13 protein-coding genes and 5 pseudogenes are annotated in these 15,539 nt (G+C 67.8%); 13 read left to right on the top strand and 5 right to left on the bottom strand.

Annotated features, from left to right (window positions below; genetic code table 11):
* Positions 1 to 94: 94 nt before the first annotated feature.
* Complete coding sequence (locus ACF1CT_RS37135; protein WP_391788447.1) at positions 95 to 553, bottom strand: glutaredoxin domain-containing protein; 459 nt, start codon at positions 551 to 553, stop codon at positions 95 to 97.
* Positions 554 to 659: 106 nt separating this feature from the next.
* On the bottom strand, positions 660 to 1,559 hold the full coding sequence (locus ACF1CT_RS37130; RefSeq protein WP_391788450.1) for an aldo/keto reductase: 900 nt from the start codon (positions 1,557 to 1,559) through the stop codon (positions 660 to 662).
* A 509-nt stretch (positions 1,560 to 2,068) separates the two neighbouring features.
* Between ACF1CT_RS37130 and istA the strand changes: the two are divergent.
* From istA to ACF1CT_RS37100, 6 genes and pseudogenes are all read left to right on the top strand, one after another.
* Positions 2,069 to 2,905: pseudogene (gene istA / locus ACF1CT_RS37125) on the top strand (IS21 family transposase); the annotation flags it as partial.
* Positions 2,906 to 4,064: 1,159 nt separating this feature from the next.
* Positions 4,065 to 4,517, top strand: coding sequence for a DUF5707 domain-containing protein (locus ACF1CT_RS37120; RefSeq protein ID WP_391788446.1), 453 nt, complete (start codon positions 4,065 to 4,067; stop codon positions 4,515 to 4,517).
* Between the two features lie 246 nt (positions 4,518 to 4,763).
* Positions 4,764 to 5,114: a hypothetical protein gene (locus tag ACF1CT_RS37115; protein ID WP_391788445.1), complete on the top strand. Its 351-nt coding sequence runs from the start codon at positions 4,764 to 4,766 to the stop codon at positions 5,112 to 5,114.
* 194 nt (positions 5,115 to 5,308) lie between these two features.
* Positions 5,309 to 6,821 (top strand): annotated as a pseudogene (locus ACF1CT_RS37110) (NF041680 family putative transposase).
* A gap of 169 nt (positions 6,822 to 6,990) precedes the next feature.
* Positions 6,991 to 7,822, top strand: a pseudogene (locus tag ACF1CT_RS37105) (M55 family metallopeptidase).
* A gap of 137 nt (positions 7,823 to 7,959) precedes the next feature.
* Positions 7,960 to 8,115, top strand: coding sequence for a hypothetical protein (locus ACF1CT_RS37100; RefSeq protein ID WP_391788444.1), 156 nt, complete (start codon positions 7,960 to 7,962; stop codon positions 8,113 to 8,115).
* Between the two features lie 171 nt (positions 8,116 to 8,286).
* On the opposite strand, the gene ACF1CT_RS37095 is transcribed toward ACF1CT_RS37100, so the two are convergent.
* Positions 8,287 to 8,778 (bottom strand): NUDIX domain-containing protein, encoded by a 492-nt coding sequence (locus ACF1CT_RS37095; protein ID WP_391788443.1) that lies wholly within the window; start codon positions 8,776 to 8,778, stop codon positions 8,287 to 8,289.
* 241 nt (positions 8,779 to 9,019) lie between these two features.
* Between ACF1CT_RS37095 and ACF1CT_RS37090 the strand changes: the two genes are divergently transcribed.
* From ACF1CT_RS37090 to ACF1CT_RS37075, 4 genes and pseudogenes are all read left to right on the top strand, one after another.
* Positions 9,020 to 9,184 (top strand): hypothetical protein, encoded by a 165-nt coding sequence (locus ACF1CT_RS37090; protein ID WP_391788442.1) that lies wholly within the window; start codon positions 9,020 to 9,022, stop codon positions 9,182 to 9,184.
* A gap of 38 nt (positions 9,185 to 9,222) precedes the next feature.
* Positions 9,223 to 10,511, top strand: a pseudogene (locus tag ACF1CT_RS37085) (IS256 family transposase); the annotation flags it as partial.
* A 273-nt stretch (positions 10,512 to 10,784) separates the two neighbouring features.
* Entirely contained in the window at positions 10,785 to 11,681 is an 897-nt protein-coding gene (locus ACF1CT_RS37080) for a phosphotransferase (RefSeq protein WP_391788441.1), read from the top strand.
* 445 nt (positions 11,682 to 12,126) lie between these two features.
* Complete coding sequence (locus ACF1CT_RS37075) at positions 12,127 to 13,224, top strand: MerR family DNA-binding transcriptional regulator (RefSeq protein ID WP_391788449.1); 1,098 nt, start codon at positions 12,127 to 12,129, stop codon at positions 13,222 to 13,224.
* A 20-nt stretch (positions 13,225 to 13,244) separates the two neighbouring features.
* On the opposite strand, the gene ACF1CT_RS37070 is transcribed toward ACF1CT_RS37075, so the two are convergent.
* Positions 13,245 to 13,487: a hypothetical protein gene (locus ACF1CT_RS37070; RefSeq protein WP_391788440.1), complete on the bottom strand. Its 243-nt coding sequence runs from the start codon at positions 13,485 to 13,487 to the stop codon at positions 13,245 to 13,247.
* Between the two features lie 272 nt (positions 13,488 to 13,759).
* Here ACF1CT_RS37070 and ACF1CT_RS37065 point away from each other — a divergent pair, with 272 nt between their 5' ends.
* From ACF1CT_RS37065 to ACF1CT_RS37055, 3 genes and pseudogenes are all read left to right on the top strand, one after another.
* Positions 13,760 to 13,945 (top strand): hypothetical protein, encoded by a 186-nt coding sequence (locus ACF1CT_RS37065; RefSeq protein ID WP_391788439.1) that lies wholly within the window; start codon positions 13,760 to 13,762, stop codon positions 13,943 to 13,945.
* Between the two features lie 309 nt (positions 13,946 to 14,254).
* A pseudogene (locus ACF1CT_RS37060) lies at positions 14,255 to 14,638 on the top strand (hypothetical protein); the annotation flags it as partial.
* A 60-nt stretch (positions 14,639 to 14,698) separates the two neighbouring features.
* Positions 14,699 to 15,097 (top strand): NUDIX domain-containing protein, encoded by a 399-nt coding sequence (locus ACF1CT_RS37055; RefSeq protein ID WP_391788448.1) that lies wholly within the window; start codon positions 14,699 to 14,701, stop codon positions 15,095 to 15,097.
* A gap of 89 nt (positions 15,098 to 15,186) precedes the next feature.
* Here ACF1CT_RS37055 and ACF1CT_RS37050 read toward each other — a convergent pair.
* The coding region (locus ACF1CT_RS37050) for a zinc-binding dehydrogenase (protein ID WP_391788438.1) at positions 15,187 to 15,539 on the bottom strand (353 nt) is incomplete at its 5' end.

Raw genomic sequence — 15,539 nt, 5'->3', positions numbered from 1 at the left:
ACGCCACCCCCGCAACTACCTCGCCTTCCTCGGCCTCGCCGCCGCCCTCTGCTGCTACAAACGACTCGCCCGACTCACCACATAGGACACGGTCTTAACCTCGGCTGCGCCTCGAGCGCGCGGAACGGGGGAGTTGCTCGCGCACCCATACGGGATCGGGATTGGTGTGCGGCTGACCCGCCACGACGACGGTCGGCACCGTCTCGTTGCCGTCGTTGGCTGCCCTCACCTCTGCGGCTCCAGCGGGGTCGCGCCAGATGTTGACCCAGTGTGCTTTGCGGGCGCTGCGGCCCAACCGGATGCGCAGCCGCATGCAGTACGTGCAGCCGGGCCGCCAGAAGACGACCGGTCGGCCGTCGACCGCGCTGCGGTGTCGTGCCTCCAGCGCGCTGATCGACCTCGGGAAGATCAGAGGCGAGTTCACGCCTGCGAGCAGCACAAAGGCCAGCAGGAGGGCGGCGGCTGCACCGGGGGTCCCGCTGACGATCCGCCCGGCTGCGAGGAGTGAGCCGCAGAGCACCAGCAGCATCGGCAGGATCCATGCGCGCATCATGGGGACAAAGGCTATCGGTGAGCCGAAATGGACCTCGAACTAGGAGGCATCTCCTCGATCACGTTCGGTTTCTGGGCTTGCCCAAGCACTGGTGACCTGGCCGGCATCAGGATGCGGAGCGGCCGATCGCATCGAGTAGCTGGGATTCTTCCTGCGTCAGTCGGAGTGCGCCCGCTGCCACGTTGTCGACGAGGTGTTCCGGGTTGCCCGTCCCGGGGATGGCCAGCACATGGGCGCCTTGCTGCAGGATCCACGCCAGGCGGACCTGCGCAGGCGAGACGTCGTGCGCGCGGGCCACGGCGTGGACCTGGTCGTGCTCGGCCCGGACGGCTCCGGCCTCGCGTCCCTCCCCGGCGATGGAGAAGAAGGGCACGAATGCGATTCCGCGTTCTGCGCATGCTCGAAGCATCTCGTTCTCGCCGGTTGCGTCGATGCCGTAGCGGTTCTGGACGCAGACCACCGGTGCGATCTCCAGGGCCTGGTCCAGGTGTTCTGGGCGGGCGCCGGAGATGCCGAGGTTGCGAACGAGCCCCGCGTCGCGCAGTTCGGCGAGGGCCCCGAAGTGGTCGCTGATGGAGTCCTGGCCCATGAGGCGGAGGTTGACCAGGCCGAGGTGGTCGCGGCCGAGTTGGCGCAGATTTTCCTCGACCTGGCCGCGCAGTTGGTCGGGCCGCGCCGGGGTGGCCCACTCACCGCTGGCATTCCTGACCGGGCCGACCTTGGTGGCGATGACGATATCGTCCGGATAGGGCGCCAGCGCCGTGTTGATGAGTTCGTTGGCGGAGCGCAGCCGGGAAAAGTAGAACGCCGCGGTGTCGATGTGGTTGACGCCGACCTCGACCGCGCGGCGCAGGACGTTGATCGCCTGGCTGCGGTCGCTGGGGATGCCCTGGTGGAACGCGGCACTGCCGGTCAGGCGCATGGCGCCGAAACCCATCCGGTTGACCTTGAGGTCACCGAGCATCCACGTGCCGGCGGCTGCCGCAGAGACCGTGCGCGACGTCATCTTTTCCATCAGCTCCATTCGATCGGCCATCGCCCGTCAACGGTTCAAGGCGCGGCGGTCCTGGAGTATGCGCAGTTGGCAACCGTGGCGGGAAGGCGTGGAGCGTTAGGGGAATGTCACAGCGCGACCGGGAATCCTGAGCACGAACTCCGAGTTGTTACTGGTGATGCTTCCGTTCCATGAGGGCCTGTGGCTTTATTCACGAGTAGTGGTTCTGGCACGACTTCGTCCGTGAAGCGGTCACGATCAGTGATCGGTGGGTGTTTCGAGTGCTTGGAGGATCTGTCGCACTTGCTGACGCCACTGGACGGCGTCGGCGCCGTCCACCCGGCCGGTTGCCATTCTTGATCCGCCGTGGAGAACCCGATGCAGTGCGAGTCTCGCTGTCGGCGTACACGTTCACGTCCCCACCCGCGTACGGATGAAGAGGGACAGTTGTTGATGCGTTGAGACCTGCTGCTCGGCACTCTGCTACTCGGCCGCTGAGAGGCGGCGGGAGGAGGTCGACGGTGGTCCTGGATCCGCATCGTTGGTTGGAACTGCGGCGCTTCCGGAGTCTGCTGGAATCCGGGGCGATCAGCCTGTCGGAGGTGGCCCGGGAGACTGGGCTGGACCGGAAGACGGTCCGCAAGTATCTGTCGGCACCAGGTCCGGCGGCCCCGCCGCGCCGGTCGCCGAACGGGCGGTCGTAGGCGAGGGTGATCGACGAGTTCGCGCCGCTGGTCGACTCGATGCTGCGGGCGGAGATCCTGATGAAAGCCGCAGTGATCCACGGGCGACCGACCGCGGAGTACGGGTTCACCGGCAACTACCAGCGCGTCAAGCTCTACGTTCAGGAAGCCCGGCCTCGCGTCGCCGAGGAACTCGGCATTGCGCCGAAGGAACTCGCCAGCATGCACCGCCGGTTCGAGGTCATCCCCGGCGCCCAGGCCCAGATGGACTGGGGCGACGAAGGCAAGATCCTCGTCCACATGGGCATCCCGAAGGTCTACTCCTTCCACAAGACGCTGTTGTATTCGCGAGACCCGTTCTGTTGCTTCACCACCAGCCAGGTCCTCCAGACGTTCTTCGACTGCCACCGACGGGCCTTCGCCCACTTCGGCGGCGTCCCGATGACGATCGTCTACGACCGCACGAAGACCGTCGTCCGCCGCCATGTCGCTCCGGGCGAGGCGGTCCCGCTGCGCCCGGAAGCGGTCGGGTTCGCTGGCCACTACGACTTCGACATCGACGTCCTGGCCGCCTATCGGCCCACCGGCAAGGGACGCGTTGAACGGCAGGTCCTCATCGTCCGCGACCACGTCCTGTCCGGCCGGACCTTCCGCCGCGAGGGATCCATGTCCGCCCGGCCCATGTCCGTCACCCTCGCCGCGACGTCCTGCTCACCGTCCGGGCCGGGAGGCCACCCGGCCTCCGCGCACGTCACAGGCCGCCCCAGCAACCGGCGCAACGCTTTGGTGACAGCGGGCCGGGCCTCCGGCCGGGGCACGGAACCGGCGATCCAGTGCGACACGGACGTCTTGTCGTAGTGCAGACGCAGCCCGAGTTCACGGCCCACGGCGTTGACCCGGCGAGCGAGCTGCGCGTTCCCGACACCCCCCGACTCCATCAGGGCGGCGAGAGCAGTGTTCGGTGCTCGGTTATGCTGCTGTGGTCCTGCGCCGCCGAACAGGTCGGAGAGCGAGAAAGGTCCGGTACCGCCAATATTGGGTGGGTGCCTTCCTCCTCCTGCCTCCTTCGCCAGCTTTTCGATCAGGGCATCCCAGCACGATGCGCATCCGCACCGGTCATCCTCGCGGTGTTCTGTGCCCGTGCGGCCCACCGCAGTCCGGATCTGCACGGCCAGCGCTTCGAATGCTGCCTCCCATCGAGCGGCCGATGCCCGGTGGCCGGCAATCTCTCCGCGGGCTGAGTCCGCTTCCTGTTCTGCCCGCCGCTTGGCCTGGATCATTGGCCAGTTGGGCCCGCTGCCGTACCCGTACGACATCCGCGCTCCTCTCATGGCGCCCTGTCCTTGATCAACGTTGCTCCCACTGCGCAGGACATGCTCTCTGGAAGGAGAAGCCTTCCCCCTGCACGGTTGGCGTGCTCCCGAGGACGGGACGCCGCATCCGCGGTCGGTGACATCCACGCCGAGGACGACACCATCCTGGAACAGCACCTCATCCAGATCTGGTCTGCCCCTCCACGCACCGGAGATCCGCCACCGGCTCACCGACCAGACCGGCCGACGCAGACGTACAGCCGGCACCGAGGAGTACACAGCGACAAAAGCCGCAGAGGCAGACCACGCCGGAACGCCCCCGCGCCCACCGAGGAGATGTCCATCGCCCCCGTGCAAGCCGAGCTGCACGCCCGTACCTTGGAATCCTCTGACCGACCACTCAGGTCGGATTGAGTACGAGCGCCCATGTTCGCCGCATCCCCGCGCGGCGAGTATCGGTGCAGCGCCGCAGCAGGGCGGCGCCGACCCGATTGGGTGCTCAGGCAGTTATGGAGAATCCCATGTCCCGACGTGTTGCTCTGTCCGTTGTTGGTGGTGTCGTTCTTCTCGGTGGTGCCGGTGCTTTCGCTTTCGCCCAGGCCGCAGAGCAGACCCCGGTGCTGACGCACAGCACTGTCCGCTACACCGCTCCCGACGGGGACCGAGACGGCGTGCTGGCCTTCGCCACCGATGTCACGGCGTCCTCCGGTGTCAAGAGCGTGAAGGTGCTGGCCTGGCCGCAGAACTCGTCCCTGGCCAAGAAGGGTCTGACCGCCAAGGACATGGCGGCAGTGGAGTCGGCCGATTGCAAGCCCTCGGGGGAGGACACCGTGCGTTGCACCTACACCGCCGGGGTCACCGGTGCCGACGCCGAGTCGTCCCCGCGCGGTGCCTGGCACGTCGCCGTCCTGGCCACCGCGCAGGACGGCACCACGACCCTGGACACCGAGGCGGCCAGTTTCACCGTCCGGTGACCCGGACGCGCACATGGTCGAGAGCAGGTGCGGCCGACGACGCGCGCCAGTCCGGACTTCCCCGGCAGAAGTAAACAGATTGCGATGCGCCCGGACGGGGCGATCATCGCCACCACAGCGCCGAAGCGGTGGAAGGGCGAGCCGGTGCGCGCCCTGAGGTTGTTCTTTGACCTTTCGGCCTTTGCAGGGTGATCAGGGTCTTCTCTGGCTGCCAGTTCTGCCTGGTCTCCGTCTAGGGTGTCGAGGATGCCGCTTGTCGAAGTGACCTATGCGCCCACGGTGCCCGAGCCCCGGCTACGTGAACTCGGCTCGTTGCTGCCGCACCTGGTGTCCGTGGCCGTGGAGTGCCCCGAGGAGCCGTATGACGGCGAGCTGCAACCCGGGGATGTCGAGATCCGCTTCCGGCCGCTGAGCCCGCTGGACCGTAGCGGCCTGACGGTGGTGATCGAGATCAAGTCGAAGTGGTCGGCCAGCAGGGAAGCCAACCGCCAAGACCGTGTGGATGCGCTGCACGCGGACATCCGCGCCGCAACCGGGCTCGTCGACTTCGGTGTCTACCTGTCGCTGCCGAGCGCCGCTTGGTCTCAGGGAGACTGATCACTCGCGCCCGACGGCGTCGTTCCCGGACCCCTGCGAAGGCGGGACGGCGCGTCGGCCTGCGATGTGGGCTTGTTCGTCGAAATGCTTTTCGAACTGGCTCGCTCACCTGGGCGTTTGCCGGACGCTGGAGCGGCCTTCGTCTGATCATGTGCTCCGACCGAGGTGCACCGATCGAGACGAAGACCGTGAAGGTGAGTCTGCTGTCTGACGCCGATCCCGGGGAAGCGTTCGCGCGAGCGTCACGCTTCCCCGGGACGACTTGTTCGACTGCCTGGCCGCGCGCGGGAACCAACTGTTCGAGCTCACCGATGCGTTGCTGTGCGCGGATGGTCCGGTGACCTCGCCGGTGGACCTGACGCTGGTGGCCGAGCATCGGCGCGGGCACGGCGTGATGTATGAGGCATTGAACCGCGAGAGCGTGGACGTGCCCCGGCTGCGGCAGGTGGGGCATTGAACCGCGGGAGCGTGGATGTGCCCCGGCTGCGGCAGGTGCTCGCCGGGCTTCCGATGCCGCGGGCTGCCGACGGGCGCCTGGTCCTCGCGGCCGACGTCAGCAACTGGCTCCGCCCGGACGCGCCGACCAGCGCGGAGCGGCTGTTCTGCCACGTCTACAGCCGCAGCGGCCGGTCCTCGGACCAGTTCATCCCCGGCTGGCCGTACTCGTTCGACGCTGCCCTCGAATCGGGCCGGACGTCCTGGTGCCAGCTCTTGGACGCCGTCCGTCCGGGGCCTGAGGACGACGTCGCCGAGGTCACCGCCGCCCAGCTCCGCCGGGTGGTCGTCGACCTGATCGAGATGGGCCGCTGGCACGCGGATGACCGTGACATCCTCATCGTCTTCGACGCCGGCTACGACGCCCCTCGCATGGCTCACCTCCTCGACGGCCTCCCGATCGAGGTACTGGGACGGATGCGCTCCGACCGCGTCATGCGACGGCCGACGCCCTCGCTCAAGGAGTACGCCCCGGCCCATCCCCAGGGCGGGCGACCGCCGAAGCACGGCAAGGAGTTCCGTTTCGCCAAGCCGGAGACCTGGGGCGAGCCGGACGGGGCAACCATGCAGGTCACCGACCGATACGGCACCGCCCGCGCGATGGCCCGGGACCGCAGCCACCCTCGTCTGACTACCCGCTCCGCGTGGATCGACCACACCGGCGAACTCCCCATTGCCGAAGGCACGCTGATCCGCCTCCAAGCCGACCGCCTGCCCGGAGGCGGAGACCCGCTCCCGCTCTGGCTGTGGTCGTCCGCCACCGGCCTGAACAGCGAGGATGTCGACGTGAGCTGGCAGGCGTTCCTACGGAGATTCGATCTGGAGCACACCCTCCGGCTGATGAAACAGACCCTCGGTTGGCCTGCCCGAAGCTGCGGACCCCCGAAGCCGGTGAGTGCTGGACCTGGCTGATCACCGCCGCGCACACCCAGCTCCACCTCCTGCGCGGGGCCGCCGCCGACCTGCGTCGGCCGTGGGAGAAGCCCGCCGAGCCCGCACGGCTCACCCCGGCCCGAGTCCGCCGGGGGTTTCGGAACCTCCGCCCCCACCTGCACTGCCCGGCACGTGCACCGAAACCCTCAACTCGCGCACCTGGAAGGCCACTTGGCTCGGAGAGCCGGCGGTCCGCCACCCGCTACGACGTGGGCAAGACCGTGAAACGCCCCGAGCATCGCCGAAAGAAACCGACTCAGACCAGAAAGAACAAGTTGAGAAGCTGTGTCTGAGCCTTGCATGACACATCGAGTAGCACTTCAGCGCAGGTCGTGAGCTGGAGGAGCCGTATCGTCCAGGCCGAAAGTAGTTGGTCGCAAGCTGGTGCAGGAACCAGAGGAAGAGCGGCGGACATCTCTTAAGCGATCAAGCTTGAGGAGACTGTGCAGTGCGGATCTACATCAGTGTGGATATGGAAGGCATCACCGGGCTCGTGGACGCCGAGGATGTCCAGCCCGGCGGCCGGGACTACGAGCGTGGACGGCTGATGATGGCGGAGGACGTCAACGCCGCCGTCCGTGGCGCCGTCACGGCCGGTGCCACAGATGTCACCGTCAACGATGCGCATGGCCCGATGCGCAACATCCTGCCCGAGTCGTTGCACCCGGCGGCCCGCCTCATCCGTGGCAAGCCCAAGCCGATGCTCATGCTCGAAGGCCTCACCCCCGAGCACGACGCCGTGATTCTGCGTGGGCTACCACTCGCGGGCGGGCGCGCTCGGCGTACTGAGTCACAGCTTCATGGGGCACGAAATCGAAGGCATGTGGCTGGACGGCCGGCCCGTAGGCGAGATCGGCTTGGCCCACGCCACCGCGGCCGCCATCGGCGTACCGGTGGCGGTCCTCACCGGTGACGACTGCGCATGCACAGAGATGACGGAATGGGACGCCTCGGTGACGACCGTGGCCGTGAAGTACGCGCGGGACCGATTTGCAGCAGATCTACGACCGGCGGACGAAGCACGTGCGGAGATCGAGAAAGCGGTCGCAGCCAGTCTCTCCGCGGTGCCGAAGGCGTCAGAAGTCCCTGCGGACCCGTCCGTCCTCGCAGTCCGCTGGCAGTCGGCTTCCGTCGCCTCGACGCTCCTGGGTATTCCAGGGGTCACCTTGGCAGACACGCGGACTGTTCAGGCGCAGGGCACCCTGCCCAGCCTTTATCGGCTGTTCGGCGTGTGGACGCGAGTGGCGGCCTCGCTGACCAACCAGCCACCGTATTGCTGACCGTCGCGACAACGGCTGGGCGTTACATCGTCCGCAACTCGACGCACCGTGCGGTGTGCCGAACCGTACCCGCGCGCTGGACGTCGGCGTCGCCGCGGACGTCGGACAGGAACTGGTGGACCTGGTCGACCTCCTGCATGCACTCGATCAGGAACCCCGCCGCGATCCACGCGGTGCTCGCGCCGCCCGCGAGGCATCACCGCTTGAGGCAGCGGCTCGCCACCGTCACCAGCTGCCGCAGCGCGTACGCGGACTCGCAGTCGGCGTGTTCGTCGGGCACGGCGGTGATGTAGTCGGCCGGCAGCGCACCGAGAGAGGCCAGGAGCCCCGGGTCACGGGCCGGGCGGGTGGAGCCGGTCCCGTGCCCGGACAGGTGCCACTGACCTTGGCCGACCCGCCGCAGCCCACCGGCGCCGGGGGCTGCCCATGCTGAGCTTCATGCCTGGTGTGGTGGAGCCAGGATCTCAGGCGTCGTCGGCCGACTGCGGGGAGACGAGGTACTGGGCTGCCTGCTTGTTGGACACGGCGGCTGCGATCCGCTTGCACATGTCCTCTGACATCGGAGGCAAGTCGTCCAGCGGGAACCAGCCGGCAGCTGTGTTCTCACCGTCGGCGGGACGCGGATCGCCGGACTGCCAGGCACAGCGGAATACCAGGTCGAGATACTGCGTCTGGTCCCCGTTGTCATAGACGACGGGGTCCGTGACGTGAACCATCGCCAGCCGCTCCGGAACTGCCACGACGCCGGTCTCCTCAAGTACCTTCCGGGCCGCGGCATCCGCCGGTTGCTCCCCGGGATCGATGATCCCAGTCACCGCCGTCCACGTGCCGTTGTCGGCGCGCTTCGCCAAAAGAACCCGGTCATCCCTCATGACGACCGCGGTCACGCCTGACAGCCACAGCGGATCGCTTCCAATTTTCTTGCGCAGCGCGAGGATGAAATCTGGTGTTGCCATCGAGCAATGGTATAGACCCTGCGCTCAGGCACGTTGCCCGCCCCTGAGCTTCTGGATCACCAAGTTCCCAAACACTTACCTACCCAGCGCTGCCGCTCGGTCGGCTGTATGACGTCCCGCGCAGGGGTCGGAACCGGAAGCGGGTGGGTCTGTGCGCTGGGGAGGCCGCGGAGCATGACGGCGTGGAGGGGGAGTCGGGGAAGGGCTGGCGTTCGCCGATCTTGCGGTAGCCCCGTGTTTCGTGGAGGGCTTGGACGCGGGGGTGTGTGGTGTCGACGAGGAGGGTGGTCAGCTGCTCGGGCCGGGTGGCGAGGAGGGTGTCGTGGAGGTGCTGGGCGAGGCCGGTCTTGCGCCATTTCGGGCGCGCCATCAGCTCGGACAGGGCGAACGTGGTGCGGGACTGTAAATCGTTCGGTGTAACTCCCGATCATGGAAGATGCATCGATGACCAGTGAGAACGTGTCCGGGTCCGAGACCGTCGAGCCCACGAGGGCTGCGTCGGCGAGGGCTGTGGATGACCAGTTGATCGACGAGCTGGTGGGTCGGGCCAAGGCCGAAGGCCTGCAACTGACCGGCGAGGGCGGTCTGCTGCAGCAGCTGACCAAGCGGCTGCCGGAGTCCGCTCCGGAGGGCGGGATCACCGACCATCTCGGCTATGACGAGCACGATCCGGCAGGCAAGAACGGCGGCAACTCCCGCAATGGCACACGCTCCAGAACGGTGCTGACCGACGTCGGTCCGGTGGAGATAACCGTGCCCCGCGACCGCGACGGCTCCTTCGGGCCGAAGCTCGTCAAGAAGCGGCAGAAGCGCCTGACCGGCGTCGACGAGATGGTCATCTCGTTGGCTGCGAAGGGCCTGGCCACCGGCGAGGTTCAGGCCCACCTGCCCGAGGTCTACGGCGCTGAGGTCTCCCGCCAGACCATCTCCACGATCACCGACAAGGTGCTGGAGGGCATGGCCGAGTGGCAGAGCCGCCCGCTCGATGCCGTCTATCCGGTCGTCTTCATCGATGCCATCCACGTGAAGATCCGCGACGGTGCGGTCGCCAACCGGCCCGTCTATGTGGCCCTGGCCGTCACCACCGAGGGCTGACGCGAGATCCTCGGGCTGTGGGCCGGCGACGGCGGCGAGGGCGCCAAGCACTGGATGCACATCCTCACCGAGATCAAGAACCGCGGCGTCGGCGACGTGCTCATGCTGGTCTGCGACGGACTCAAGGGCCTGCCCGACGCGGTGGAGACCGCCTGGCCCAGGACGATCGTGCAGACCTGCGTCGTCCATCTGCTGCGGAACTCCTTCCGCTATGCCGCCCGCCAGGACTGGGACAAGATTGCCAAGCTCCTCAAGCCTGTCTCACCGCCCCCACCGAGGAGGCCGCCCTGGAGCGGTTCACCGAGTTCGCCGACGTCTGGAGCCGGAAGTATCCGGCGATCGTGAAGCTGTGGGAGAACGCGTGGGAAGAGTTCACCCCGTTCCTGCGGTTCGACACCGAGATCCGGCGCATCGTCTGCACGACGAACGCGATCGAGTCGGTGAACGCGCGCATCCGCCGGGCGGTCAAGGCCCGCGGCCACCTCCCCAACGAGCCGGCCGCCCTGAAGTGCGTCTATTTGGCGATCATGTCCCTCGACCCCACCGGCAAGGGACAGGCCCGCTGGACCCTGCGCTGGAAGACCGCATTGAACGCTTTCGACATCACCTTCGACGGCCGCCTGTCGGCAGCTCGTCAGTATCCCCGACTACCTCAATTACACCGCTCGTTTGACAGACCCTCATATCGCCCTCTGAGGTTGTCGCGGATCTCTTCCAGGCGGGGCTTCTCGTCCAGGGCGACGATCAGGACCGGGCAGCGGACGCGGGCTTCTCTGAACTTGGAGGCTGGGCGTCCCAGAGCCTTTGATCTGCAGCTCTCTGTAACCGGACTGGTGATGCCAGAGGAATCACAGTGAGTGTTCCGGAGAGCGAGAGTCGCTCCGCCTGTCGCCTCAGTACTGTGACTTCGCATGACCGACACCGAGATCGAGATCACCGCAGACCTGGTCCGCGACCTGCTGCAGGAGCAACATCCAGACCTTGCGGGGCTGGCCATCCGGGAGGTGGCGGGCGGCTGGGGCAACCAAATGTGGCGCCTCGGGGACGAGTTGGCTGTGCGCATGCAGCGCATGGACCCCACTCCGGAGCTCCAGCTGAAGGAGCGACGGTGGCTACCGGTGCTGGCCCCGCGCTTGCCGCTCCCGGTGCCGCTCCCGGTGCGGTTCGGTGACCCGTCCGAGCGCTTTCCCAAGCACTGGACCGTGATGACGTGGGTTGCCGGCGAGCCGCTGGACCGCGGCGCGATCAGCCGCGGCGTCCACGCGGCCGACACGCTGGCGGGCTTCCTCCGGGCGCTCCATGTGGAGGCGCCCGCTGAAGCGCCGATCTCTACGGACTTCGGTGCCCATCCCAGGAACTGCACGGACAGCTTCGAGAACTTCTTCCAGGCCGTTGTCCCCGACGACATCGCTGCTGACGTCTGGGCCGTTTGGGACGACGCCGTTGCGGCCGACGTGTGGGAGGGCCCGCCGGTGTGGGTGCATGGCGACCTCCATCCCGCGAACGTCGTCGTCTCGGACGGAACGCTCTCGGGCATCGTCGACTTCGGTGCCATGTTCGCCGGCGACCCGGCCTGGGACCTCGCAGCCGCGTGGGTGTTGCTACCTGTGGGCATGGCCTCGCGGTTCTTCGACATGTACGCGCATGCAGACGAGGCGGCGATCCGACGTGCCCGCGGGCTGGCCGCGATGAAGAGCCTCTTCCTGATGCTCATGGGGCAGAACGGAGATCGGGGCCTTCCCGGCGGCAAGCCGCACTGGGGACCTGCAGGCCGGGCGGCACTTGATCGTGTTCTGAAGGGCGTTTGAGGCGCGCTTCTTCAAAGCCGTTCTCGATCTTGGTTGAGGGCCATGCGGCAGCCCCACCTTCGTGGGTTCGGCGATCACCACGCATGGTGGGGATGCCAAGGCCCACGGCCGTCTGCTGCCCGTGGCCCCGATCGAGCTGGCTGAGCTTCTCCTCGGCGCCGGCCAGGCTGACCTGAAGACCCTCGACCTCGCCGAGCCAGCCTCCGTCTCGGCTTCGGCGATTCGGGCGATCAGGTTGTCGCGGATCTCGGCAAGCCGTGACTGTTGGGCCGGGGCAGGCCGGAGGAGCGAGCATCTGACACAAGCTTCTCTGAACCAGACCTCTGACTTGCAGGAGTCGGCTCGGACCGCTGCTTCGCGTGCGGCTCTTGCTGCCGTGAGCGAGGCTCTTGACCCTCACGTTGCGTCAGGCTGCATAGTCGGTGCCGTGGAAGATCACTGGACCGTGGGACGTGTGGCCGAGCTTGCCGGCGTGAGCGTCCGCACGCTGCATCACTATGACGAGATCGGGCTTGTCCGGCCGTCGGCGCGGACCGCGGCCGGGTATCGGGCGTACTCGGCGGGCGACGTGGAGCGGCTGCGGGAAGTGCTGGCCTATCGGCGGTTGGGCTTCGGGCTGCGGGAGGTCGCGGCACTGGTCAGCGACCCGTCCACCGACGCGGTCGCGCACCTGCGCCGACTGCGCAGCCTGGTGCTGGAGCGGCGTGATCGCGCTGACGCCATGGTGACGGCCATCGACAGGGAACTTGAGGCACGGGCGAAGGGACTGAAGGTGACACCGGAGGAGCAACTGGAGATGCTCGGTGCACGGCTGTACGACGCGATCGGCGGCGCGTACACCGCGACACGGCGGACCGAGCCGCGGATCGCCGCGCAGATCTGGGACGCGCTCGGGGACGCGCAGACGGTGCTGAACGTCGGGGCCGGCACCGGCTCCTACGAGCCTGCTGATCGTGACGTGACTGCGGTGGAGCCATCGGCGGTCATGCGGGGGCAGCGGCCTGCCGGCTCGGCGCCGTGCGTGGCCGCCGCCGCGGAGAGCCTGCCGTTCGAGGACCACTCCTTCGACGTCGCGATGGCCGTCTCCACCGTTCACCACTGGGGGGACCCGATAGCGGGGCTGCGCGAGATGCGGCGCGTGGCCCGCCGCGTGGTGGTGCTGACGTTCGACACCGACGAGCCCGGATGGCAGGACCGGTTCTGGCTTACCCGCGATTACCTGCCCGAGTTCGCCTCCGTCCTCGCGGAATTTCCCTCGCTTGCGGGGATGGCCGACGCGATCGGCGCCCGTGTTGAGCCGGTGCCCATCCCGTGGGACTGCGCTGACGGCCTGTTCGAGGCTTACTGGCGCCGACCGGGGGCGTATCTGGAGGATCACGTGCGCCGTGCGATGTCGGTGTGGACGAGGGTCGGGCCGGAGGCCGAGCAGCGGGCGGTGCGAAGCCTTAGTGACGACCTTGAAGACGGCCGGTGGGCCGAGCGCAACAGCGACCTCGCCGACCTCGACGCGGCAGATCTCGGCCTCCGCCTGCTCATAGCTTGAACCGCGTCGCAGCGTCAGTGTCATGGCGGCTCCCGGATAGCCCGCCGGTCATGTGCGGCGCCGAGCAGGCATGGCGCTGTCGACAAGACCGGCCGCGCGACTGGCATGCCCAGGTCGACCGCCCGCCAGCCCCGCTGGTCGATCTGCGCAAGCTTGACCTCCGCTCCGGCGAGGCTCATTCGCAGTCCTTCGACCTCGCCGAGCCAGCCTTCGGGCTCGGCCTCGGCAATGCGGGCAATGAGGTTGTCGCGGATCTCCTCCAACCGGCCGAGCTGGGCCGGATCCGGCCGGAGGAGCGAGCAACGAACGTCCCGTTGGCCGAACTAGAGGGGCCGGTCGCACAGCGGGCAGAGGTCTCCGTGGACGGCCTACCGTCTCGTGCTGGCGTCGCGGCCCGCCTGGCGGGCGGGGCGGTAAGGATCTGGTGATGGCCTCCCGCCCGGCGGGAAGCACTCGTGATCACGCTTCTATGCAGGCCGGTGCCGGGTTTCCATGGGCCGGTGATCAGTAAGTCGGAGGTTCGCCCGGGCGACGGGTGGCGCTATCTCTTCCGTGGCGTGATGGCCGGCGACAGCCACCGCTGGGCGGTACGCCGCTGCGTACCGCCCAGGACGAGGCTGGTGTCCCGCCCGGTGTGTGGAAGGGCCGGGGCCTGGCCACGGTCGGTCTCAGGGCCGGGGCCGTGGTGACCGAGCGGCAGGCCGAGCTGCTCCTGGCCTAGGGGCGGCACCCGGACGCCGACCGGATCGAGCGCGGGCTCCTGGCGGAGGGAAGCGCTCGGGTTCGCACAATCCCGGAGGATTTGGTGGGCGAACTCGGACGATGAGGGCCGCAGAGTGGAGCTTCGGCATCGGGTTCGCCTCTCCGGCGGTCCCGGCCCAGCGCGAGGCTTGCCGCGAGGTCGGCCTTGGGACTGGTGGGCTCGCATGTTGCGGTGTCGCGTGTTCGTCAGCAGAGATGTGCCAGGCAGTCCTTTGCCATGTCTGCCAGCGTCCGGCCGTTGTCAGTGCTTGCAGGCAGGATCACGGGCATGACGCCGTTGCTTCCTTCCGAGATCGAACGAGCCGTTCGCAGAGTTGGAGTGCCGAGACTTGCACGCCTGAGTTCCGGTCGCGCTGGACCGAGGGCAACCCGGCTCGGGACCAGTGTGGGGTGACCGCCATGGTGCTCAACGACCTGCTGGGAGGCGAGCTGATCCGCGGGGGAGGTCCACGTCAATGGAGAGCGTGTGGACTACCACTGGTGGAACCGCCTGGGCATGGGCATTGAGGTCGATCTCACGGGCGAGCAGTTCGGGCCGGAGGAGACTGTCACCGGCGGCATTGTCATCCCCCGCCCGCCCGTGGCCGAGTGGCGCAGGCTCAGCGAGGAGTATGAGCTCCTCCGCGACCGGGTCTTGGAGAAGCTCAATCGGCAGCAGACAACCGCCTCCGTGGCCGTGCCTCAACAGCCCTATGCAGAGCTCGCGGATGAGATGGTCGAGCGTGTTGACGAGCAGGACCAGGTCTTGGCGATGGTCGGCCGGGGCGAGGCCGTTCGCCATGACTGGTTGCATCGGATTGCCGTGACGGTGTGCCGGGACCGGGAAGGTCGGATCCTCGTACAACGTCGTTCCGAGCACGTCGCTCGGTTTCCGGGACACTACGAGGTAGCGTCCGGCGGTGCCGTTGCCGCGGGCGAGTCCTATGAGGAAGCCGCAGACAAGCTGGCCACCGTAACTGAGGCCCTGGGCAAGGAGCGTGCCGTCACGGCCACAGTGCGGCGGATCACCGCCGAGCTCGACCTGGAGCTCCACCAGGCTCGCGAGGAGCTTGAGCAGTCCGGGAACGTCACCCGTCTCCCCACCCCGCGTCGACGCGCATCTCACCGGTGACCGCACCCAAGGCGACCACCTCATTAGTCCAGGACGCTGGTGCTACGACGGCACCACAGTTGCGTGGCTGGAATCTGCGACTGGCCTGGCTAGGGAACAAGGACGACCTTGCCGAGGTTGCGGCGCTGCTCGATGAGACTGTGAGCCCGAGCAGCTTCGGTGAGGGGAATCTCCTCGTGCACGGCGGTGCGCAGGGTGCCCGCGTCATGCATCTGCCAGAGTTCGCGCAGCCAGCGGTCGTACAGTTTTGGGTTGCCGACGGCGATGGCCCGCATCTGGAAGCCGATCACCGAGGCACCGCGGACCAGGAGTTCGTACGCCTCCACCGTGCCACCGCCGGAGCTGAAGGCCACCAGTCGGCCGCCCGTCGCCAGGGCCCGGACCGCGGGGCCGAGCAGGTCGCCGCCGACGCCGTCGAGGATCACGTCGTACGGGTCGCCCC

This window comes from Streptomyces sp. NPDC014734 (assembly GCF_043083325.1).
Taxonomy (GTDB): domain Bacteria; phylum Actinomycetota; class Actinomycetes; order Streptomycetales; family Streptomycetaceae; genus Streptomyces.
This window is presented reverse-complemented; position numbering and strand designations above follow the sequence as displayed.

What these genes read in the sequence shown, in the direction of transcription:
- ACF1CT_RS37135 (WP_391788447.1), bottom strand. Translation starts at nt 553, where the DNA reads ATGATGCGCGCATGGATCCTGCCGATGCTGCTGGTGCTCTGCGGCTCA.
- ACF1CT_RS37130 (WP_391788450.1), bottom strand. Translation starts at nt 1,559, where the DNA reads ATGACGTCGCGCACGGTCTCTGCGGCAGCCGCCGGCACGTGGATGCTC.
- ACF1CT_RS37120 (WP_391788446.1), top strand. Translation starts at nt 4,065, where the DNA reads ATGTCCCGACGTGTTGCTCTGTCCGTTGTTGGTGGTGTCGTTCTTCTC.
- ACF1CT_RS37115 (WP_391788445.1), top strand. Translation starts at nt 4,764, where the DNA reads ATGCCGCTTGTCGAAGTGACCTATGCGCCCACGGTGCCCGAGCCCCGG.
- ACF1CT_RS37100 (WP_391788444.1), top strand. Translation starts at nt 7,960, where the DNA reads ATGCACTCGATCAGGAACCCCGCCGCGATCCACGCGGTGCTCGCGCCG.
- ACF1CT_RS37095 (WP_391788443.1), bottom strand. Translation starts at nt 8,778, where the DNA reads ATGGCAACACCAGATTTCATCCTCGCGCTGCGCAAGAAAATTGGAAGC.
- ACF1CT_RS37080 (WP_391788441.1), top strand. Translation starts at nt 10,785, where the DNA reads ATGACCGACACCGAGATCGAGATCACCGCAGACCTGGTCCGCGACCTG.
- ACF1CT_RS37055 (WP_391788448.1), top strand. Translation starts at nt 14,699, where the DNA reads ATGGTCGAGCGTGTTGACGAGCAGGACCAGGTCTTGGCGATGGTCGGC.